The sequence below is a fragment of the Escherichia sp. MAL-1 genome (genome assembly GCF_052948035.1).
The window spans coordinates 3,540,812-3,561,723 of the sequence record NZ_CM129609.1 but is presented as its reverse complement, the minus strand read 5'-3'; the positions used below and the strand labels follow the sequence as shown (position 1 = coordinate 3,561,723).

17 protein-coding genes, 1 tRNA gene and 2 pseudogenes are annotated in these 20,912 nt (G+C 50.6%); 9 read left to right on the top strand and 11 right to left on the bottom strand.

The annotated features are described in order from the left end of the window. Positions 1-17 precede the first annotated feature (17 nt). Genes ACU8XX_RS17780 through sfmF form a run of 3 tightly spaced genes read left to right on the top strand, consistent with a single transcriptional unit; the run spans position 18 to position 4,172 of the window. A complete protein-coding gene (locus ACU8XX_RS17780) occupies positions 18-2,627 on the top strand; it encodes a fimbrial biogenesis usher protein (RefSeq protein ID WP_016241957.1) in 2,610 nt (869 codons plus the stop codon). Positions 2,628-2,668: 41 nt separating this feature from the next. Then, the gene (gene fimH, locus ACU8XX_RS17775; RefSeq protein WP_001301128.1) at positions 2,669-3,646 is read left to right on the top strand and encodes a type 1 fimbria D-mannose specific adhesin FimH; all 978 of its coding nucleotides are present in this window, start codon (positions 2,669-2,671) and stop codon (positions 3,644-3,646) included. Between the two features lie 10 nt (positions 3,647-3,656). Next, complete coding sequence (sfmF, locus tag ACU8XX_RS17770) at positions 3,657-4,172, top strand: fimbria assembly protein (RefSeq protein ID WP_001255226.1); 516 nt, start codon at positions 3,657-3,659, stop codon at positions 4,170-4,172. Between the two features lie 2 nt (positions 4,173-4,174). On the opposite strand, the pseudogene fimZ reads toward sfmF, so the two are convergent. From fimZ to ACU8XX_RS17755, 3 genes and pseudogenes are all read right to left on the bottom strand, one after another. Continuing rightward, positions 4,175-4,753 (bottom strand): annotated as a pseudogene (gene fimZ / locus ACU8XX_RS17765) (fimbria biosynthesis transcriptional regulator FimZ); the annotation flags it as partial. Beyond that, positions 4,754-5,451 (bottom strand): IS1-like element IS1A family transposase gene (locus ACU8XX_RS17760; RefSeq protein ID WP_103215986.1). Its coding sequence is split into 2 segments (ribosomal slippage): positions 4,754-5,202 and positions 5,202-5,451, totalling 699 coding nucleotides; the frame shifts between segments, so codons are not numbered across the junction. Positions 5,452-5,508: 57 nt separating this feature from the next. Continuing rightward, a pseudogene (locus ACU8XX_RS17755) lies at positions 5,509-5,583 on the bottom strand (fimbria biosynthesis transcriptional regulator FimZ); the annotation flags it as partial. Positions 5,584-5,825: 242 nt separating this feature from the next. Between ACU8XX_RS17755 and ACU8XX_RS17750 the strand changes: the two are divergent. Beyond that, positions 5,826-5,902: transfer RNA gene (locus ACU8XX_RS17750), tRNA-Arg, on the top strand. 105 nt (positions 5,903-6,007) lie between these two features. Here the strand turns inward: ACU8XX_RS17750 and ACU8XX_RS17745 are convergent. From ACU8XX_RS17745 to cusR, 3 genes are all read right to left on the bottom strand, one after another. Then, a protein-coding gene (locus ACU8XX_RS17745) for an IS1-like element IS1A family transposase (RefSeq protein ID WP_103215986.1) occupies positions 6,008-6,705 on the bottom strand; the annotation gives its coding sequence in 2 pieces (ribosomal slippage) (positions 6,008-6,456 and positions 6,456-6,705; 699 coding nt in all). 74 nt (positions 6,706-6,779) lie between these two features. Next, the gene (gene cusS / locus ACU8XX_RS17740; protein ID WP_000253805.1) at positions 6,780-8,228 is read right to left on the bottom strand and encodes a Cu(+)/Ag(+) sensor histidine kinase CusS; all 1,449 of its coding nucleotides are present in this window, start codon (positions 8,226-8,228) and stop codon (positions 6,780-6,782) included. Next, on the bottom strand, positions 8,218-8,901 hold the full coding sequence (cusR, locus tag ACU8XX_RS17735) for a copper response regulator transcription factor CusR (RefSeq protein ID WP_000770953.1): 684 nt from the start codon (positions 8,899-8,901) through the stop codon (positions 8,218-8,220). The genes cusS and cusR overlap by 11 nt, the downstream gene beginning before the upstream one ends. A gap of 156 nt (positions 8,902-9,057) precedes the next feature. Between cusR and cusC the strand changes: the two genes are divergently transcribed. The 5 genes from cusC to pheP all read left to right on the top strand — a co-directional run bounded on the left by cusC (position 9,058) and on the right by pheP (position 16,793). After that, entirely contained in the window at positions 9,058-10,431 is a 1,374-nt protein-coding gene (gene cusC / locus ACU8XX_RS17730) for a Cu(+)/Ag(+) efflux RND transporter outer membrane channel CusC (RefSeq protein ID WP_000074249.1), read from the top strand. Positions 10,432-10,588: 157 nt separating this feature from the next. Continuing rightward, positions 10,589-10,921, top strand: a complete 333-nt coding sequence (cusF, locus tag ACU8XX_RS17725) for a Cu(+)/Ag(+) efflux RND transporter periplasmic metallochaperone CusF (RefSeq protein WP_000709873.1) — start codon at positions 10,589-10,591, stop codon at positions 10,919-10,921. A 15-nt stretch (positions 10,922-10,936) separates the two neighbouring features. Further along, a complete protein-coding gene (cusB, locus tag ACU8XX_RS17720) occupies positions 10,937-12,160 on the top strand; it encodes a Cu(+)/Ag(+) efflux RND transporter periplasmic adaptor subunit CusB (RefSeq protein ID WP_000717166.1) in 1,224 nt (407 codons plus the stop codon). Between the two features lie 11 nt (positions 12,161-12,171). Beyond that, positions 12,172-15,315: a Cu(+)/Ag(+) efflux RND transporter permease subunit CusA gene (gene cusA / locus ACU8XX_RS17715; protein ID WP_444247969.1), complete on the top strand. Its 3,144-nt coding sequence runs from the start codon at positions 12,172-12,174 to the stop codon at positions 15,313-15,315. A gap of 101 nt (positions 15,316-15,416) precedes the next feature. Next, entirely contained in the window at positions 15,417-16,793 is a 1,377-nt protein-coding gene (gene pheP, locus ACU8XX_RS17710; RefSeq protein ID WP_000786320.1) for a phenylalanine transporter, read from the top strand. A gap of 67 nt (positions 16,794-16,860) precedes the next feature. Here the strand turns inward: pheP and ybdG are convergent, their stop codons facing one another. The 5 genes from ybdG to ACU8XX_RS17685 form a co-directional block, all read right to left on the bottom strand. Continuing rightward, complete coding sequence (gene ybdG, locus ACU8XX_RS17705; protein ID WP_016241963.1) at positions 16,861-18,108, bottom strand: mechanosensitive ion channel YbdG; 1,248 nt, start codon at positions 18,106-18,108, stop codon at positions 16,861-16,863. Positions 18,109-18,215: 107 nt separating this feature from the next. Beyond that, the gene (nfsB, locus tag ACU8XX_RS17700) at positions 18,216-18,869 is read right to left on the bottom strand and encodes an oxygen-insensitive NAD(P)H nitroreductase (protein ID WP_000351464.1); all 654 of its coding nucleotides are present in this window, start codon (positions 18,867-18,869) and stop codon (positions 18,216-18,218) included. 93 nt (positions 18,870-18,962) lie between these two features. Next, positions 18,963-19,331: an MmcQ/YjbR family DNA-binding protein gene (locus ACU8XX_RS17695; RefSeq protein ID WP_000360951.1), complete on the bottom strand. Its 369-nt coding sequence runs from the start codon at positions 19,329-19,331 to the stop codon at positions 18,963-18,965. 64 nt (positions 19,332-19,395) lie between these two features. After that, positions 19,396-19,644: a DUF1158 domain-containing protein gene (locus ACU8XX_RS17690; protein ID WP_000682514.1), complete on the bottom strand. Its 249-nt coding sequence runs from the start codon at positions 19,642-19,644 to the stop codon at positions 19,396-19,398. 65 nt (positions 19,645-19,709) lie between these two features. Continuing rightward, positions 19,710-20,828: a YbdK family carboxylate-amine ligase gene (locus ACU8XX_RS17685; protein WP_016241964.1), complete on the bottom strand. Its 1,119-nt coding sequence runs from the start codon at positions 20,826-20,828 to the stop codon at positions 19,710-19,712. Between the last annotated feature and the right edge of the window lie 84 nt (positions 20,829-20,912).

Here is a 20,912-nt window from a genome sequence, read left to right as displayed (position 1 = left end):
CAATATCAGAGCTAATTATGAAAATACCCACTACTACGGATATTCCGCAGAGGTATACCTGGTGTCTGGCCGGAATTTGTTATTCATCTCTTGCCATTTTACCCTCCTTTTTAAGCTATGCGGAAAGTTATTTCAACCCGGCATTTTTATTAGAGAATGGCACATCCGTTGCTGATTTATCGCGCTTTGAGAGAGGTAATCATCAACCTGCGGGCGTGTATCGGGTAGATCTCTGGCGTAATGATGAGTTCATTGGTTCACAGGATATCGTATTTGAATCGACAACAGAAAATACAGGTGATAAATCAGGTGGGTTAATGCCCTGTTTTAACCAGGTACTCCTTGAACGAATTAGCCTTAATAGCAGTGCATTTCCCGAGTTAGCCCAGCAGCAAAACAATAAATGCATCAATTTACTGAAAGCTGTACCTGATGCCACAATTAACTTTGATTTTGCAGCGATGCGCCTGAACATCACTATTCCTCAGATAGCGTTGTTGAGTAGCGCTCACGGTTACATTCCGCCTGAAGAGTGGGATGAAGGTATTCCTGCTTTACTCCTGAATTATAATTTCACCGGTAACAGAGGTAATGGTAACGATAGCTATTTTTTTAGTGAGCTCAGCGGGATTAATATTGGCCCGTGGCGTTTACGCAACAATGGTTCCTGGAACTATTTTCGCGGAAATGGATATCATTCAGAACAGTGGAATAATATTGGCACCTGGGTACAGCGCGCCATTATTCCGCTGAAAAGTGAACTGGTAATGGGAGACGGCAATACAGGAAGTGATATTTTCGATGGTGTTGGATTTCGTGGTATACGGCTTTACTCTTCCGATAATATGTATCCTGATAGCCAGCAAGGGTTTGCCCCAACAGTACGTGGGATTGCCCGTACGGCGGCCCAGCTAACGATTCGGCAAAATGGTTTTATTATCTATCAAAGCTATGTTTCCCCCGGCGCTTTTGAAATTACAGATTTGCACCCGACATCTTCAAATGGCGATCTGGACGTCACCATCGACGAGCGCGATGGTAATCAGCAGAATTACACAATTCCGTATTCAACAGTGCCAATTTTACAACGCGAAGGGCGTTTCAAATTTGACCTGACGGCGGGCGATTTTCGTAGCGGTAATAGTCAGCAATCATCGCCTTTCTTTTTTCAGGGTACGGCACTCGGCGGTTTACCACAGGAATTTACTGCCTACGGCGGGACGCAATTATCTGCCAATTACACCGCCTTTTTATTAGGGCTGGGGCGCAACCTCGGGAACTGGGGCACAGTGTCGCTGGATGTGACCCATGCGCGCAGTCAGTTAGCCGACGACAGTCGTCATGAGGGGGATTCCATTCGCTTCCTCTATGCGAAATCGATGAACACCTTCGGCACCAATTTTCAGTTAATGGGTTACCGCTATTCGACACAAGGTTTTTATACCCTTGATGATGTTGCGTATCGTCGAATGGAGGGGTACGAATATGATTACGATTACGACGGTGAGCATCGCGATGAACCGATAATCGTGAATTACCACAATTTACGCTTTAGCCGTAAAGACCGTTTGCAGTTAAATATTTCACAATCACTTAATGACTTTGGCTCGCTTTATATCTCTGGTACCCATCAAAAATACTGGAATACTTCGGATTCAGATACCTGGTATCAGGTGGGGTATACCAGCAGCTGGGTTGGCATCAGTTATTCACTCTCATTTTCGTGGAATGAATCTGTAGGGAACCCCGATAACGAACGTATTGTCGGACTTAATGTTTCAGTGCCTTTCAATGTTCTGACCAAACGTCGCTACACCCGGGAAAATGCGCTCGACCGCGCTTATGCCTCCTTTAACGCCAACCGTAACAGCAACGGGCAAAATAGCTGGCTGGCAGGTGTAGGTGGGACCTTACTGGAAGGCCACAACCTGAGTTATCACGTAAGCCAGGGTGATACCTCGAATAATGGGTATACGGGCAGCGCCACGGCAAACTGGCAGGCCGCTTACGGTACGCTGGGGGTCGGGTATAACTACGACCGCGATCAACATGACGTTAACTGGCAGCTGTCTGGCGGTGTGGTCGGGCATGAAAATGGCATAACGCTGAGCCAGCCTTTAGGGGATACCAATGTTTTGATTAAAGCGCCTGGCGCAGGCGGTGTACGCATTGAAAATCAAACTGGCATTTTAACCGACTGGCGCGGCTATGCGGTGATGCCGTATGCCACGGTTTATCGGTATAACCGTATCGCGCTTGATACCAATACGATGGGGAATTCCATCGATGTTGAAAAAAATATTAGCAGCGTTGTGCCGACGCAAGGCGCGTTGGTTCGTGCCAATTTTGATACCCGCATAGGCGTGCGGGCGCTCATTACCGTTACCCAGGGCAGAAAACCGGTGCCGTTTGGATCACTGGTACGGGAAAACAGTACCGGAATAACCAGTATGGTGGGTGATGACGGGCAAGTTTATTTAAGTGGTGCGCCATTGTCTGGTGAATTACTGGTTCAGTGGGGAGACGGCGCGAACTCACGCTGCATTGCGCACTATGTATTGCCGAAGCAAAGCTTACAGCAAGCCGTCACTGTTATTTCGGCAGTTTGCACACATCCTGGCTCATAAAGGAAATTATCAATAAGATAATCTGCAGATTATTATTGGCGATGGCATGTTTGTGTCTGGCAAACATATCCTGGGCTACTGTTTGTGCAAATAGTACTGGCGTAGCAGAAGATGAACACTATGATCTCTCAAATATCTTTAATAGCACCAATAACCAGCCAGGGCAGATTGTTGTTTTACCGGAAAAATCCGGCTGGGTAGGTGTCTCAGCAATTTGTCCACCCGGTACGCTGGTGAATTATACATACCGTAGTTATGTCACCAACTTTATTGTTCAGGAAACTATCGATAATTATAAATATATGCAATTACATGATTATCTATTAGGTGCGATGAGTCTGGTTGATAGTGTGATGGATATTCAGTTCCCCCCGCAAAATTATATTCGGATGGGAACAGATCCTAACGTTTCGCAAAACCTTCCATTCGGGGTGATGGATTCTCGTTTAATATTTCGTTTAAAGGTTATTCGTCCCTTTATTAACATGGTGGAGATCCCCAGACAGGTGATGTTTACCGTGTATGTGACATCAACGCCTTACGATCCGTTGGTTACACCTGTTTATACCATTAGTTTTGGTGGCCGGGTTGAAGTGCCGCAAAACTGCGAATTAAATGCCGGGCAGATTGTTGAATTTGATTTTGGTGATATCGGCGCATCGTTATTTAGTGCGGCAGGGCCGGGGAATCGACCAGCTGGCGTCATGCCGCAAACCAAGAGCATTGCGGTCAAATGTACGAATGTTGCTGCGCAGGCTTATTTAACAATGCGTCTGGAAGCCAGTGCCGTTTCTGGTCAGGCGATGGTGTCGGACAATCAGGATTTAGGTTTTATTGTCGCCGATCAGAACGATACGCCGATTACGCCTAACGATCTCAATAGCGTTATTCCTTTCCGTCTGGATGCAGCTGCGGCAGCCAATGTCACACTTCGCGCCTGGCCTATCAGTATTACCGGTCAAAAACCGACCGAGGGGCCGTTTAGCGCGCTGGGGTATTTACGCGTCGATTATCAATGAGGTACGGAGAATGAGAAGAGTACTCTTTAGCTGTTTCTGCGGGTTACTGTGGAGTTCCATTGGATGGGCAGCTGACCCTTTAGGAACGATTAATATCAATTTGCACGGTAACGTTGTTGATTTCTCCTGTACCGTAAACACAGCGGATATTGATAAGACGGTAGATTTAGGCAGATGGCCTACGACACAATTACTGAACGCTGGCGATACCACGGCACTCGTCCCTTTTAGCCTGCGGCTGGAGGGATGTCCTCCGGGTTCAGTTGCGATTTTATTTACGGGAACGCCGGCATCCGATACCAACCTGCTGGCTCTGGATGATCCCGCAATGGCACAAACCGTCGCCATCGAATTACGTAATAGCGATCGCTCCCGGCTCGCACTGGGGGAGGCGAGCCCGACTGAGGAAGTAGATGCAAATGGCAATGTCACACTAAACTTTTTTGCCAATTATCGAGCGTTAGCCAGCGGTGTTCGGCCAGGTGTGGCGAAAGCGGATGCGATATTTATGATCAATTATAATTAATATTATATTAATTCGTATAATTTGGCGTAGTCGATAAGCTCTACAATTGAATGCAAACCTAGCTTGCCATAAATATTAGATTTATGCGCACTAACTGTTTTATTGCTAAGTAATAACTTATCGGCAATTTCTTTATTAGATAATCCGCTAACCAGATAACGTAATATGGTCACTTCACGATTAGATAGCACAGTGATCGTTGAACTATTCGTACTACATTTATTGCTTTTTATATAGTTAAGCGTTTCGCTAGGAAAAAACGTGTATCCGGAGAGGATCATCTGAACGGCATGAAAAATATCATTCTGATCATTGCATTTACTGACAAAACCGTTAGCACCAGCTTGTATCGCTCTGCCAGCATAAAAGCATTCTGATTTCGATGATAAAAATAACACTTTCACTGTGCTCTGGATTTGTTTGATCCTTTTCAGGAAGGTAAAACCGTCTGTTCCGGGTAAGTCTATATCCATAATGATTAAATCAACAGGACGGGTTCGGAGATAATCGATGGTTATGCGGTAATCATCCGTTTTCAGGACAATCTGCAATTCACTGTTTTTTTGGGTAATGACTCCAACTTATTGATAGTGTTTTATGTTCAGATAATGCCCGATGACTTTGTCATGCAGCTCCACCGATTTTGAGAACGACAGCGACTTCCGTCCCAGCCGTGCCAGGTGCTGCCTCAGATTCAGGTTATGCCGCTCAATTCGCTGCGTATATCGCTTGCTGATTACGTGCAGCTTTCCCTTCAGGCGGGATTCATACAGCGGCCAGCCATCCGTCATCCATATCACCACGTCAAAGGGTGACAGCAGGCTCATAAGACGCCCCAGCGTCGCCATAGTGCGTTCACCGAATACGTGCGCAACAACCGTCTTCCGGAGCCTGTCATACGCGTAAAACAGCCAGCGCTGGCGCGATTTAGCCCCGACATAGCCCCACTGTTCGTCCATTTCCGCGCAGACGATGACGTCACTGCCCGGCTGTATGCGCGAGGTTACCGACTGCGGCCTGAGTTTTTTAAGTGACGTAAAATCGTGTTGAGGCCAACGCCCATAATGCGGGCTGTTGCCCGGCATCCAACGCCATTCATGGCCATATCAATGATTTTCTGGTGCGTACCGGGTTGAGAAGCGGTGTAAGTGAACTGCAGTTGCCATGTTTTACGGCAGTGAGAGCAGAGATAGCGCTGATGTCCGGCGGTGCTTTTGCCGTTACGCACCACCCCGTCAGTAGCTGAACAGGAGGGACAGCTGATAGAAACAGAAGCCACTGGAGCACCTCAAAAACACCATCATACACTAAATCAGTAAGTTGGCAGCATCACCTTTTTTTGCAACAGAACTTCAATAGACATTCTGATGATAGGATGAGTATCCATAATGATCACCGACGTTGGTTTCATAGTTACCAGTCTCATAGGAGCGGACAATTTTCCGTTAGGGCGGTAAATTGTACTTTGATACATGAAAATACGGGTTTTCTTGATTCAGACGCGCAGCGGTGTGCGTTTGTTTGCCACTATAGCGAAATAAATCAGAAAATCAGACGCGGTCGTTCACTTGTTCAGCAACCAGATCAAAAGCCATTGACTCAGCAAGGGTTGACCGTATAATTCACGCGATTACACCGCATTGCGGTATCAACGCGCCCTTAGCTCAGTTGGATAGAGCAACGACCTTCTAAGTCGTGGGCCGCAGGTTCGAATCCTGCAGGGCGCGCCATTTCTTCTTCATTTATGCCCGTCTTATCCGTTTCCGCTTTGCCCTTCACCACATCACTTTTTGTCGCTGTTTGGCGAGATAATTCAACGGGGTAATGACTCCAACTTATTGATAGTGTTTTATGTTCAGATAATGCCCGATGACTTTGTCATGCAGCTCCACCGATTTTGAGAACGACAGCGACTTCCGTCCCAGCCGTGCCAGGTGCTGCCTCAGATTCAGGTTATGCCGCTCAATTCGCTGCGTATATCGCTTGCTGATTACGTGCAGCTTTCCCTTCAGGCGGGATTCATACAGCGGCCAGCCATCCGTCATCCATATCACCACGTCAAAGGGTGACAGCAGGCTCATAAGACGCCCCAGCGTCGCCATAGTGCGTTCACCGAATACGTGCGCAACAACCGTCTTCCGGAGCCTGTCATACGCGTAAAACAGCCAGCGCTGGCGCGATTTAGCCCCGACATAGCCCCACTGTTCGTCCATTTCCGCGCAGACGATGACGTCACTGCCCGGCTGTATGCGCGAGGTTACCGACTGCGGCCTGAGTTTTTTAAGTGACGTAAAATCGTGTTGAGGCCAACGCCCATAATGCGGGCTGTTGCCCGGCATCCAACGCCATTCATGGCCATATCAATGATTTTCTGGTGCGTACCGGGTTGAGAAGCGGTGTAAGTGAACTGCAGTTGCCATGTTTTACGGCAGTGAGAGCAGAGATAGCGCTGATGTCCGGCGGTGCTTTTGCCGTTACGCACCACCCCGTCAGTAGCTGAACAGGAGGGACAGCTGATAGAAACAGAAGCCACTGGAGCACCTCAAAAACACCATCATACACTAAATCAGTAAGTTGGCAGCATCACCCTGAATTTGAACTTAATAATCACTCTCTCTCCGGCAGCATAATCACAAACCTTGTCCCCCGCGCATCTGACGTTACTGCAACCGTGCCTTTATGCGCGACAACAATCGATTTCACTATCGCCAGCCCAATGCCGCTACCTTCGCCTTTTCGCTGGCGGGAAGGGTCAACGCGGTAGAAACGGTCAAACAATCGCGGTAAGTGCTCGGGCGCAATGGGCGTACCGGGGTTTTCGACGGTAACTTGCACCTGGTGATCGACCGTCTGGCAGCGCACTACAATTGCCTCTCCGGGCGGCGTATAACGCAGGGCATTAGAAAGCAGGTTGCTTAACGCCCGACGCAGCATCAGCGGATCGCCCGCAACCTGACATTCGTCGCCAACAAATCGCAACTCCACGCCGCGATCTTCCGCTAACGCCTCGAAAAAATCGAACACTTTGCCGACTTCATCCGCCAGGTTGAGCATTTTCTTTTCGGGGATTAGCTGGTTGTTATCGGCCTGAGCGAGAAACAGCATATCGCTGACCATTTTCGCCATTCGCGTCAGCTCTTCGAGATTAGAGTAGAGCACATCTTCCAGCTCCTTCTGGCTGCGAGACTGGCTGAGGGCGATTTCCGTTTGCGTGATGAGATTGGTAATCGGCGTGCGAATTTCGTGAGCGATATCCGCTGAGAAATTGGACTGGCGGGTAAAGACATCCTCAATACGCTCGATCATATGGTTGAACGACAGTACCAGCTGTTCCAGCTCAATGGGCACGGTCTGCGGGTCAAGGCGAACGTCGAGATCTTTCGAGGTGATATTCTGGATTTGGCGGCTGACGCTGCGGATCGGCGCGTGACCTTTATGTACCGCCAACAGTACGATAAAGACGATCAGGATGCTGATTACCGATGCGGTCATAATAAGTTTATTCATCAAATCATTTATGTAATGAAGATGAAAATCGATCGAAAGCGCGATGTAGAGCGTATAAATCGGTTTGCCGTCCACCAACGGGCCAACCGACAAGTTAATCATCCGCCAGTTGCTGTGTTCCATATGCCCGTGACCGTGGCCTGGCATCATAATCGTCGGGCCGGAAAGGAGATACACCTCGCCACCCCGCGCGTCTTTATCGGGTATGGCATCACGTGCAAACTCGCGGATATCAGGCGCACCGGGGGAGTGATACACCGTTTTGCCGTGGCTATCTGCCAGGGAAATCAACACGTTGGAATAACCACTGACGATATCTTCCAGCGTCATTAAGCGTCGGGCTTGCGTTTCGTCAGGGTGATTAAGTACCCGTTCAAGCGTGGCGCTAATCTCTTTTAAATCATTAATATCCTGCTCGGCAAAATGCACTTTTACTGAGTGGATCATGATCCATGCAAAGGCGAAAAACGCCGCGATGGTGGCCAGGCTGATAAAAAAGGTCAGGCGGGTTGCCAGCGAAAACGGGCGCTGAAATGGCTTACTGACCATCCGGCACCTCAAGCATGTAGCCCACGCCGCGCACGGTCTGAATTAGCTTCGGCTCAAAGTCGTTGTCGATTTTGCCGCGCAGCCGCTTCACCGCTACATCAATGGCGTTAGTGTCGCTGTCGAAATTCATGTCCCACACCTGCGAGGCGATAAGCGAGCGGGGCAGCACTTCGCCCTGATGGCGGAGGAAAAACTCCAGCAGAGTAAACTCTTTACTGGTCAGAGTGATGCGCGTGCCGCTGCGGGTGACTTTGCGGCTGACGAGATCGACCATCAGATCGGCAACCTGAAACTGACTTTCGATAATCACCGCCGCCCCGCGCCGCAGGAGAGTGCGCACCCGCGCCAGCAGTTCAGCAAAAGCGAACGGCTTCACCAGATAGTCATCCGCCCCCAACTCCAGCCCCTTGACGCGATGTTCAATGGTGCCAAGCGCGGTAAGCAACAGAATCGGCATCCCTTTATTGGCGGAACGCAACATGCGCACGATATCCCAGCCGTTCACGTCCGGCAGCATAATATCGAGGATTATCAGATCATAATCACCGGTCATCGCCAGATGGTAGCCATTCAACCCGTTGTCGGCCAAATCGACCACAAAACCGGCTTCGGTTAACCCTTTGGTCAAGTATTCTCCGGTTTTCTTTTCATCTTCGACAATCAACAGTTTCATATTTCCTCCGCATGTTGCCCGGGCAATTCTAGAGTAGCGGGATCAGATGGCAATCGCTTATTGGCAAAATGACAATTTTGTCATTTTCCTGTCACCGGAAAATCAGAGCCTGGCGAGTAAAGTTGGCGGTATAAAATCACCAGAAATTATGAGCCTATGTCTCCTTGTAAACTTCTGCCATTTTGTGTGGCCCTTGCGCTAACTGGTTGTTCACTGGCACCGGATTATCAGCGCCCGGCAATGCCCGTGCCGCAGCAGTTCTCACTCAGCCAGAACGGCTTGGTTAACGCAGCAGATAACTACCAGAACGTGGGCTGGCGCACCTTTTTTGTTGATAATCAGGTAAAGACGCTGATTAGCGAGGCGCTGGTGAATAACCGGGATTTGCGCATGGCGACGCTGAAAGTGCAGGAAGCGCGGGCGCAATATCGTCTGACCGATGCCGACCGCTATCCACAGCTCAATGGCGAGGGCAGCGGCAGCTGGAGCGGCAATCTTAAAGGCGATTCAGCCACGACGCGGGAGTTCTCGACTGGCCTTAACGCCAGCTTTGATCTCGATTTTTTCGGTCGCTTAAAGAACATGAGCGAAGCCGAGCGACAAAATTATTTAGCCACTGAGGAAGCTCAACGCGCGGTGCATATTCTGCTGGTTTCTAATGTCGCGCAAAGCTATTTCAATCAGCAGCTGGCGTATTCGCAATTGCAAATAGCTGAAGAAACGCTGCGTAATTATCAGCAGTCATATGCGTTTGTCGAAAAACAACTGTTGACAGGTAGCAGTAATGTTCTGGCGCTGGAACAGGCTCGCGGGGTGATAGAAAGTACCCGCAGCGACATCGCTAAACGTCAGGGGGAACTGGCGCAGGCGAATAATGCATTGCAACTGTTGCTGGGAAGCTACGGCAAGCTGCCGCAAGCGCAAACAGTAAACAGCGACAGCCTGCAAAGCGTTAAATTACCGGCGGGCTTGTCGTCGCAAATCTTATTGCAGCGCCCGGATATTATGGAAGCTGAACACGCGTTAATGGCGGCTAATGCCAATATTGGGGCCGCACGCGCGGCATTTTTCCCATCTATAAGCCTGACCAGCGGAATATCAACCGCCAGCAGCGATCTGTCGTCATTATTTAACGCCAGCAGCGGGATGTGGAATTTTATTCCTAAAATTGAGATCCCCATTTTTAATGCCGGACGCAACCAGGCCAATCTGGATATCGCCGAAATTCGCCAGCAGCAGTCGGTAGTGAATTATGAACAGAAAATCCAGAATGCCTTTAAAGAAGTGGCAGATGCGCTGGCATTACGTCAAAGCCTGAACGATCAAATCAGCGCCCAGCAGCGTTATCTGGCGTCGCTGCAAATTACTTTGCAACGGGCGCGGGCATTATATCAGCACGGCGCGGTAAGTTATCTGGAAGTGCTGGATGCCGAGCGTTCTTTATTTGCAACCCGACAAACTTTACTCGACCTGAATTATGCCCGTCAGGTTAACGAAATTTCTTTGTATACTGCCTTAGGTGGCGGTTGACAGCAATATACTCGTCATACTTCAAGTTGCATGTGCTGCGTCTGCGTTCGCTCACCCCAGTCACTTACTTATGTAAGCTCCTGGGGATTCACTCGCTTGTCGCCTTCCTGCAACTCGAATTATTTAGAGTATGACTTTTAACTCCAGGAGAGAATAAATGAAAAAAGCACTGCAAGTCGCAATGTTCAGTCTGTTTACCGTTATTGGCTTTAATGCCCAGGCTAACGAACATCATCATGAAACCATGAGCGAAGCACAACCACAGGTCATTAGTGCCACCGGCGTGGTAAAAGGTGTTGATCTGGAAAGCAAAAAAATCACCATCCATCACGATCCGATTGCTGCCGTGAACTGGCCGGAGATGACCATGCGCTTTACCATCACTCCGCAGACGAAAATGAGTGAAATTAAAACTGGCGACAAAGTGGCGTTTAATTTTGTCCAGCAGGGCAACCTTTCTTTATTACAGGATATTAAAGTCAGCCAGTAACCCAGGTTTAATGAGATGAAAAAAATCGCGCTTATTATCGGCAGCATGATCGCGGGCGGTATTATTTCTGCGGCAGGTTTTACCTGGGTTGCAAAGGCGGAACCGCCCGCAGAAAAAACGTCGACCGTAGAACGTAAAATTTTATTCTGGTACGACCCGATGTATCCCAATACGCGGTTCGATAAACCAGGTAAATCGCCGTTTATGGATATGGATCTGGTGCCGAAATATGCCGATGAAGAGAGTTCTGCGTCTGGTGTGCGCATTGACCCGACTCAGACGCAGAATCTGGGGGTGAAAACGGCTACCGTCACGCGCGGGCCGCTGACTTTTGCCCAGAGTTTCCCGGCGAATGTCAGTTACAACGAGTATCAGTATGCCATTGTGCAGGCTCGCGCTGCCGGGTTTATCGACAAGGTGTATCCGCTTACCGTGGGCGATAAAGTACAAAAGGGCACACCGCTTCTCGACCTGACCATTCCTGACTGGGTGGAAGCGCAGAGTGAGTATTTACTGCTGCGCGAAACCGGCGGTACGGCGACCCAGACTGAAGGCATTCTTGAGCGGCTGCGACTGGCGGGAATGCCGGAGGCGGATATTCGCCGCCTGATCGCCACGCAAAAAATCCAGACTCGCTTTACGCTCAAAGCGCCCATTGATGGCGTGATCACCGCGTTTGATCTGCGCGCGGGAATGAATATCGCCAAAGATAACGTGGTCGCGAAAATTCAGGGTATGGACCCGGTGTGGGTCACTGCTGCGATCCCGGAGTCCATCGCCTGGCTGGTGAAAGATGCCTCGCAGTTTACCCTCACCGTTCCGGCGCGACCGGATAAAACACTCACCATCCGCAAATGGACGCTGCTACCTGGCGTGGATGCCGCGACCCGCACGCTGCAGCTGCGTCTGGAAGTCGACAACGCCGACGAGGCGCTAAAACCGGGCATGAACGCCTGGTTGCAACTCAACACCGCCAGCGAACCGATGCTGCTCATTCCGTCACAAGCGCTGATTGATACCGGCAGCGAACAGCGGGTGATTACCGTTGATGCCGACGGGCGCTTTGTACCGAAACGCGTTGCTGTTTTCCAGGCATCGCAAGGCGTCACCGCATTACGCTCTGGTCTGGCGGAAGGTGAAAAGGTGGTTTCCAGCGGCCTGTTCCTGATTGATTCCGAAGCCAATATTTCTGGCGCACTGGAGCGGATGCGCTCTGAAAGTGCTACCCATGCGCATTGAGGGAATAACCAATGATTGAATGGATTATTCGTCGCTCGGTGGCGAACCGTTTTTTGGTGCTGATGGGCGCGTTGTTTCTGAGCATCTGGGGCACCTGGACCATCATTAATACGCCAGTGGATGCGCTGCCGGATCTCTCCGATGTGCAGGTTATTATTAAAACCAGCTATCCCGGTCAGGCACCACAAATCGTTGAAAATCAGGTGACTTATCCGCTAACCACCACCATGTTGTCGGTGCCTGGCGCGAAGACTGTGCGCGGTTTCTCACAGTTTGGCGACTCTTATGTGTATGTCATTTTCGAAGATGGCACCGATCCGTACTGGGCGCGTTCGCGGGTGCTGGAGTACCTCAACCAGGTACAGGGTAAGCTGCCTGCGGGAGTCAGCGCCGAGCTGGGGCCAGATGCCACGGGTGTTGGCTGGATCTATGAATATGCACTGGTGGATCGCAGCGGTAAGCACGATCTGGCCGATTTACGCTCATTACAGGACTGGTTTCTCAAATATGAGCTGAAAACCATCCCTGACGTTGCGGAAGTGGCGTCGGTGGGCGGTGTGGTGAAAGAGTATCAGGTGGTTATCGATCCCCAGCGCCTGGCGCAGTATGGCATCAGTCTCGCCGAAGTAAAAAGCGCGCTGGATGCTTCAAACCAGGAAGCGGGCGGTTCGTCGATCGAACTGGCGGAAGCGGAATATATGGTGCGCGCCAGCGGCTATCTGCAAACGCTCGACGACTTTAATCACATCGTTTTAAAAGCCAGTGAAAATGGCGTGCCCGTTTATCTGCGCGATGTTGCGAAGGTCCAGATTGGCCCGGAGATGCGCCGGGGCATTGCCGAACTAAACGGCGAAGGCGAAGTGGCGGGCGGGGTGGTGATCCTGCGATCCGGCAAAAACGCCCGAGAAGTGATCGCCGCCGTGAAGGACAAACTGGAAACGCTGAAAAGTAGTCTGCCGGAAGGCGTGGAGATAGTTACAACATACGATCGCAGCCAGCTCATTGACCGCGCCATCGACAACCTCAGCGGCAAGTTGCTGGAAGAGTTTATTGTGGTGGCGGTAGTCTGTGCGCTGTTTCTCTGGCATGTGCGCTCGGCGCTGGTGGCGATTATTTCGTTGCCGCTGGGGTTGTGTATTGCTTTTATTGTCATGCACTTCCAGGGACTGAATGCCAATATTATGTCGTTGGGTGGCATTGCGATTGCCGTCGGGGCGATGGTCGATGCTGCTATCGTCATGATCGAGAATGCGCATAAACGGCTGGAAGAGTGGCAGCACCAGCATCCTGACGCCACGCTGGATAATAAAACGCGCTGGCAGGTGATCACCGATGCGTCTGTTGAAGTGGGGCCGGCGCTATTTATCAGTCTGCTGATTATCACGTTGTCGTTTATCCCGATCTTCACCCTGGAAGGGCAGGAAGGGCGTCTGTTTGGCCCGTTGGCGTTCACCAAAACGTATGCGATGGCGGGTGCGGCGCTGCTGGCGATCGTAGTGATCCCGATCCTGATGGGCTACTGGATCCGTGGCAAAATTCCGCCGGAAAGCAGTAACCCGCTCAATCGCTTTTTGATTCGTGTTTATCATCCGCTGTTGCTGAAAGTACTGCACTGGCCGAAAACCACGCTGCTGGTGGCGGCGCTTTCGGTGCTGACGGTTCTCTGGCCGCTCAATAAAGTTGGCGGGGAATTTTTACCGCAGATCAATGAAGGCGACTTGTTGTATATGCCATCGACGCTGCCGGGGATTTCCGCAGCAGAGGCGGCGAGTATGCTGCAAAAAACCGACAAGCTAATTATGAGCGTACCTGAAGTGGCGCGGGTATTTGGCAAAACCGGGAAAGCGGAAACCGCCACCGATTCTGCTCCGCTGGAGATGGTAGAAACGACCATCCAGCTTAAGCCGCAGGAGCAGTGGCGGCCAGGCATGACGATGGACAAAATCATTGAGGAACTGGATAACACCGTGCGGCTGCCGGGGCTGGCGAATCTGTGGGTGCCGCCAATTCGTAACCGTATCGATATGCTCTCAACCGGCATTAAAAGCCCCATCGGCATTAAAGTTTCCGGCACTGTGCTGGCGGATATCGACGCGATGGCTGAGCAAATTGAAGAAGTAGCGCGAACGGTGCCAGGCGTAGCTTCTGCGCTTGCCGAGCGGCTGGAAGGTGGGCGCTATATCAACGTTGAGATTAACCGTGAAAAAGCCGCACGTTACGGTATGACGGTGGCGGATGTGCAGTTGTTTGTGACTTCTGCGGTGGGCGGGGCGATGGTTGGCGAAACGGTGGAAAGGATTGCCCGTTATCCAATTAATCTGCGTTATCCGCAAAGCTGGCGCGATAGTCCGCAGGCACTGCGCCAGCTGCCGATCCTGACGCCGATGAAGCAGCAAATCACCCTGGCAGACGTGGCCGACATTAAAGTCTCTACCGGACCGTCGATGCTGAAAACCGAGAATGCGCGCCCGACGAGCTGGATTTATATCGATGCCCGCGATCGTGACATGGTGTCGGTGGTTCACGATTTGCAAAAAGCGATAGCTGAAAAAGTGCAGTTAAAACCGGGCACCAGCGTGGCATTCTCCGGGCAGTTCGAGCTACTGGAGCGCGCCAACCATAAGCTTAAACTCATGGTGCCGATGACGTTGATGATTATCTTCGTGCTGTTGTATCTGGCGTTCCGTCGGGTGGGCGAAGCGTTGCTGATTATCAGCAGCGTACCGTTTGCGCTGGTGGGCGGCATCTGGTTGCTGTGGTGGATGGGCTTTCATCTTTCCGTGGCGACGGGCACTGGCTTTATCGCCCTCGCCGGGGTCGCCGCCGAATTTGGCGTGGTGATGCTGATGTATTTACGTCACGCCATAGAGGCCGTGCCGTCGTTGAATAATCCACAAACATTCAGCGAGCAGAAGCTGGATGAGGCGTTATATCACGGCGCGGTCCTGCGCGTGCGCCCGAAAGCGATGACGGTGGCGGTGATTATCGCCGGTCTGCTGCCGATTCTGTGGGGAACGGGGGCTGGTTCAGAGGTGATGAGCCGGATTGCCGCGCCGATGATTGGCGGCATGATCACCGCACCTTTGCTGTCGCTGTTTATTATCCCGGCGGCGTATAAGCTGATGTGGCTGCACCGACATCGGGTACGGAAATAAAAGCAGGATACCCCGTTTAACCGTGTGGATTGTGTCTTGCGACGATGGGCACTAAATGTTAAAAGGTGCCCCTCAACAAAAAAGACACACAGGGGAAAGGCGTGAAAAACGCGTCAACCGTATCGGAAGATACTGCGTCGAATCAAGAGCCGACGCTTCATCGCGGATTACATAACCGTCATATTCAACTGATTGCGTTGGGTGGCGCAATTGGTACTGGTCTGTTTCTTGGCATTGGCCCGGCGATTCAGATGGCGGGTCCGGCTGTATTGCTGGGCTACGGCGTCGCCGGGATCATCGCTTTCCTGATTATGCGCCAGCTTGGCGAAATGGTGGTTGAGGAGCCGGTATCCGGTTCATTTGCCCACTTTGCCTATAAATACTGGGGACCGTTTGCGGGCTTCCTCTCTGGCTGGAACTACTGGGTAATGTTCGTGCTGGTGGGAATGGCAGAGCTGACCGCTGCGGGCATCTATATGCAGTACTGGTTCCCGGATGTTCCAACGTGGATTTGGGCTGCCGCCTTCTTTATTATCATCAACGCCGTTAACCTGGTGAACGTGCGCTTATATGGCGAAACCGAGTTCTGGTTTGCGCTGATTAAAGTGCTGGCGATCATCGGTATGATCGGCTTTGGCCTGTGGCTGCTGTTTTCTGGTCACGGCGGCGAGAAAGCCAGTATCGACAACCTCTGGCGCTACGGTGGTTTCTTCGCCACCGGCTGGAATGGGCTGATTTTGTCGCTGGCGGTAATTATGTTCTCCTTCGGCGGTCTGGAGCTGATTGGGATTACTGCCGCTGAAGCGCGCGATCCGGAAAAAAGCATTCCAAAAGCGGTAAATCAGGTGGTGTATCGCATCCTGCTGTTTTACATCGGTTCACTGGTGGTTTTACTGGCGCTCTATCCGTGGGTGGAAGTGAAATCCAACAGTAGCCCGTTTGTGATGATTTTCCATAATCTCGACAGCAACGTGGTAGCTTCTGCGCTGAACTTCGTCATTCTGGTAGCATCGCTGTCAGTGTATAACAGCGGGGTTTACTCTAACAGCCGCATGCTGTTTGGCCTTTCTGTGCAGGGTAATGCGCCGAAGTTTTTGACTCGCGTCAGCCGTCGCGGTGTGCCGATTAACTCGCTGATGCTTTCCGGAGCGATCACTTCGCTGGTGGTGTTAATCAACTATCTGCTGCCGCAAAAAGCGTTTGGTCTGCTGATGGCGCTGGTGGTAGCAACGCTGCTGTTGAACTGGATTATGATCTGTCTGGCGCATCTGCGTTTTCGTGCAGCGATGCGACGTCAGGGGCGTGAAACACAGTTTAAGGCGCTGCTTTATCCGTTCGGCAACTATCTTTGCATCGCCTTCCTCGGCATGATTTTGCTGCTGATGTGCACGATGGATGATATGCGCTTGTCAGCGATCCTGCTGCCGGTGTGGATTGTATTCCTGTTTGTGGCATTTAAAACGCTGCGTCGGAAATAAGGCATTCACGCTACATCCGACAAAACGATGTCCGCTCTCATCCATTCGATGAGAGCGGTTTTTTTAATTACTGCTTAAATGCACCCGCCAGAGAGCGAATATCATTGCCGGTTGGCGACTGATGAAGTCGCAGACCAAACTCTTCGATAATCGCAAATATGTGATCGAATATATCAGCCTGAATGCTTTCATATTCCAGCCACACCACGGTGTTGGTAAACGCATAGATCTCGAGCGGTAAACCATTATCACCTGGAGCCAGTTGGCGTACCATTAAAGTCATATCTTTACGAATCCGCGGATGGTTACGCAGATATTCGTTCAGATAGGCACGAAAGGTTCCAATATTGGTCATTCGGCGCAGGTTTAATACCGACTCCGTAGAACCTTGCTGGCGATTCCACTCATTAATTTCCTGATGGCGGCTGGTTAAATAAGGCTTTAACAAATGCGCTTTATTCAGACGTTGCATTTCGTCTTCATCAAGAAAACGAATACTGGTGACATCAATACTGATACTGCGCTTAATACGTCGCCCGCCAGATGCTGACATCCCGCTCCAGTTTTTAAAGGAGTCAGAAACCAGAGACCAGGTGGGAATAGTGGTAATGGTATTGTCCCAGTTACGCACTTTGACGGTGGTTAACCCAATATCGATCACCGCGCCATCCGCGCCGTATTTCGGCATCTCCAGCCAGTCGCCCAGTTTCAGCATATCGTTCGCGGAAAGCTGAATACCTGCCACCAGACCAAGAATCGGATCTTTAAATACCAACATCAGCACGGCAGCCATTGCACCAAGACCGCTGATCAGAATCGCTGGCGACTGACCAATCAGCAGCGAGATCATCAAAATGCCGACCAGAATCGCGCCGATCAGTTTAATCCCCTGAAATATCCCTTTCAGCGGTAACTGAGATGCTGCCGGGAATTTCTGCGCCAGATTCAAAATAACATCCAGCAACGAGAAGACTGAAAGCAGCGCATACATCATGATCCACAACTGCGCGCAGGTAGTCAGAATATCTGCCGCTTCGGTGCCTTTTTGCAGCCAGAATACCGCCTGAATATTGACGATAATCCCCTGCAGGGTAAAAGCTAAACGGTGGAAGAGTTTATTCTGGGTAATGATTTGCAACCAAAGCCGTGAACTGGCGATGGCACGTTTTTCGAAGGTCCGCAGTACCACCCAATGCAAAATAATATGCACCACGACGGCGGTCAGAAAAATAATACCGAAAATCATCACCATCGAGGTGGTGTGATCGATCTCAATACCCGCTAAATCTTCAACCTGGGATATTAAATCCTGCATAACGTCTCCTTTATACAACAGCAGCCTATGATGACGGCTGAAACAGGGTTATGCAAATCAGGAGAATCTGAGGGGAAATAGCCGGGCAGATGCCCGGCAAGAGAGAATTACACTTCGGTTAAGGTGATGTTTTGCGGCAGACGTGATTTCGGCAGCGTAGCGTTAAAATCTTCAACGCTGTGATGACCTACCGGAACAACCACCAGACTGGTGTAGCCTTTCTCTTTCAGACCAAATTCTGCATCGAGGATGGCGGCGTCAAAACCTTCGATGGGTACCGCGTCCAGACCCAGCGCCGCCACGCCGAGCAGGAAGTTACCGACGTTGAGATAAACCTGTTTTGCCATCCACTCTGCATCATCATGCAGATCTTTACGGTGCATATCAGCGAAGAACTTGCGACCTTTATCGTTCGCGGCTTTCGCTTCCGGCGTGGCAAAGCGGCCATCAGCATCTTCCTGGTCAACAACCAGCTTCAGCCAGGCATCGTCCATCGCGGTTTTTGCACAGAACACCACGACGTGCGAGGCATCAAGTATTTTACGTTCGTTGAACACATAATTACCGGCAGCGGATTTGGCAACACGCGCTTTACCTTCTTCCGTGCTGGCAACAATAAAATGCCACGGCTGGGAGTTGGTGCTGGATGGGCTGTATTGCAGGAGAGTTTTGATCTGCTCGGCCTGTTCCGGGGTAAGTTTTTTACTGGCATCAAATGCCTTAGTGGAATGACGCTTTAAGGCGACAGAAATGATATCCATAAAGACTCCATGTGAAAGTAATTTTGCGTGCCAGCAGATTACAAGGTTCAACGAGAAATGGTAAGCGAGAAAAATGCGCTATAGATTTCCGCTTTAGCCTGGACGCACTCTTTTTTGATCGCGTTTAGCCAGACCATCAACCACCAGATTCCACGAATCGTTGATCAGATCGCGAAGTAACGCTTCGGAGATTTCCTCGCCGGGATACACCGAAATCCAGTGCTTTTTATTCATGTGATACCCTGGCTTAATGCTTGGGTATATTTGCTGATTTAACAGGGATTTTTGTGGATCGGACTTCAGATTGATAAAGGGGACGCCGCGTAGCTCCGACGACAGCATAAAAATCTTGCCGCCAATTTTAAAAACATCGAACTCCGGGCCAAAAGGCCAGCAAAGCTCGACAAAGGGTAACTCAAGGGCCAGGCGTTTCGCCGTTTCGTGCAGTGATTGCTTATCCATAAACGTTCCTTTAGGCGAAGGAGAATAAGCAAAGTATGCCGCGAAGTACGGCGATAATCGACGTTTAATCCGCCAGCGAGAACCAGCGTCGCCAGATAAAGCGCAGAACAAAATACTCAATAGCGCCCAGCACTAAAAACCACAGACAAAACAATAAAGTGTAAAGCTGACTAAGATCCATCAGATGGAACGTGCTCACCAGTTTTTGTGCCAGCGTCAGCCCCAATGCGGGGGCGGGAAGCAGCAGGCAAGAGAGGAAAGCCATCAGCAAAATGCCTGCTGCGGTGGTCAAGGTTTCTAAAGGGTGTTTCATAACATTGTTAAATGTAAGTTAAAACACCATTGTCAGGGATATTCTTCTGTAAGGCAATTCCCGACTTAGTCACCGGCCCAGATCTCACAATGCTTTTTCACCAGCCCAATCAGCGAGCCGCCATCGGCGACGAAATCGCGCATCAGCTGCGCTTCATTCAGACCGCTGACGACCTGGCGATGCAGTGCTTCAATTGCGCTCGATGCGCCAATTTTATGTGCGGAAGGGGCGATTTTTTCCAGCAATCGCAAGGTATCTTCCGTTAGCGGTCGACGATCACCAGTGTGCGGATCGGTAATGACGCCTTCCAGCCCATAGCGACAGGCCTGGAAACGGTTGAATTTATACAGCAGGTAATCTTTCTCCTGATGTTTGAACGGGCGTTCCGTCAGTAACCAGTGGGCGGTGGCCTGAATTAATCCCGCCATATTTACCGCGTGGCTAAGGGTTAACGGGGTATCCATCACCCGAACCTCCACCGTGCCAAAATGAGGACTGGGGCGAATATCCCAGTGCAGATCTTTAATGCTGTCGATCATCGTGGTGTAACTCAAACAGCGAAATAGGGCTTCAAATTGTTGCCAGTTACTGACCCACGGCATCGGGCCATTATCAGGAAAGGCGGAAAAAATATTCGGTCGTGAGGAGGCAAAACGCGTATCCGTTCCCTGCATATATGGCGACGCGGCGGAAAGGGCGATAAAGTGCGGCACAAATCGTGACAAGCCGTGCAGCAAATAAATGGCGTCATCGCCACTGGCGCAGCCAACATGGACATGCTGACCAAAAACGGTCGCCTGCTGAATGAGATAACCAAAGTTTTCCAGCGTGCGTTGATAGCGTTCGTTATCGCATACCTCCTGACGCTGCCATTTCTGAAACGGGTGCGTGCCACCGCCGCAAATTTCCAGATGATGGTCTGTGGCTGCCTGCAATACGACTTTCTGCATCGCTGAAAACTGCCCGGCAGCCTGGTTGATATCACGGCAAACATCCGTCGCCAGCTCCAGCATACTTTCGGTGATATCGTGCTTTACCTCTCCGGCCGTGATCTTATTTTTAACCGCGTCAATCAGCATTGAAGAGTCCTGGCTTAAGTCATAGCCCGGCGGATTAACCACCTGTATTTCCAGTTCAATACCGAGGGTAAAAGGTTCAGAAACATGAAAATCGGGTAATGGCATAGGTTTCTCTTATGTTGGCGTTTTCTATTCAGTATAGAAGTCGGAGCGGCTGGGCGAGATGCGGAAGTTCTGGAATGTTTCTTT

What these genes read in the sequence shown, in the direction of transcription:
- ACU8XX_RS17780 (WP_016241957.1), top strand. Translation starts at nt 18, where the DNA reads ATGAAAATACCCACTACTACGGATATTCCGCAGAGGTATACCTGGTGT.
- fimH (WP_001301128.1), top strand. Translation starts at nt 2,669, where the DNA reads ATGGCATGTTTGTGTCTGGCAAACATATCCTGGGCTACTGTTTGTGCA.
- sfmF (WP_001255226.1), top strand. Translation starts at nt 3,657, where the DNA reads ATGAGAAGAGTACTCTTTAGCTGTTTCTGCGGGTTACTGTGGAGTTCC.
- cusS (WP_000253805.1), bottom strand. Translation starts at nt 8,228, where the DNA reads ATGGTCAGTAAGCCATTTCAGCGCCCGTTTTCGCTGGCAACCCGCCTG.
- cusR (WP_000770953.1), bottom strand. Translation starts at nt 8,901, where the DNA reads ATGAAACTGTTGATTGTCGAAGATGAAAAGAAAACCGGAGAATACTTG.
- cusC (WP_000074249.1), top strand. Translation starts at nt 9,058, where the DNA reads ATGTCTCCTTGTAAACTTCTGCCATTTTGTGTGGCCCTTGCGCTAACT.
- cusF (WP_000709873.1), top strand. Translation starts at nt 10,589, where the DNA reads ATGAAAAAAGCACTGCAAGTCGCAATGTTCAGTCTGTTTACCGTTATT.
- cusB (WP_000717166.1), top strand. Translation starts at nt 10,937, where the DNA reads ATGAAAAAAATCGCGCTTATTATCGGCAGCATGATCGCGGGCGGTATT.
- cusA (WP_444247969.1), top strand. Translation starts at nt 12,172, where the DNA reads ATGATTGAATGGATTATTCGTCGCTCGGTGGCGAACCGTTTTTTGGTG.
- ybdG (WP_016241963.1), bottom strand. Translation starts at nt 18,108, where the DNA reads ATGCAGGATTTAATATCCCAGGTTGAAGATTTAGCGGGTATTGAGATC.
- nfsB (WP_000351464.1), bottom strand. Translation starts at nt 18,869, where the DNA reads ATGGATATCATTTCTGTCGCCTTAAAGCGTCATTCCACTAAGGCATTT.
- ACU8XX_RS17695 (WP_000360951.1), bottom strand. Translation starts at nt 19,331, where the DNA reads ATGGATAAGCAATCACTGCACGAAACGGCGAAACGCCTGGCCCTTGAG.
- ACU8XX_RS17690 (WP_000682514.1), bottom strand. Translation starts at nt 19,644, where the DNA reads ATGAAACACCCTTTAGAAACCTTGACCACCGCAGCAGGCATTTTGCTG.
- ACU8XX_RS17685 (WP_016241964.1), bottom strand. Translation starts at nt 20,828, where the DNA reads ATGCCATTACCCGATTTTCATGTTTCTGAACCTTTTACCCTCGGTATT.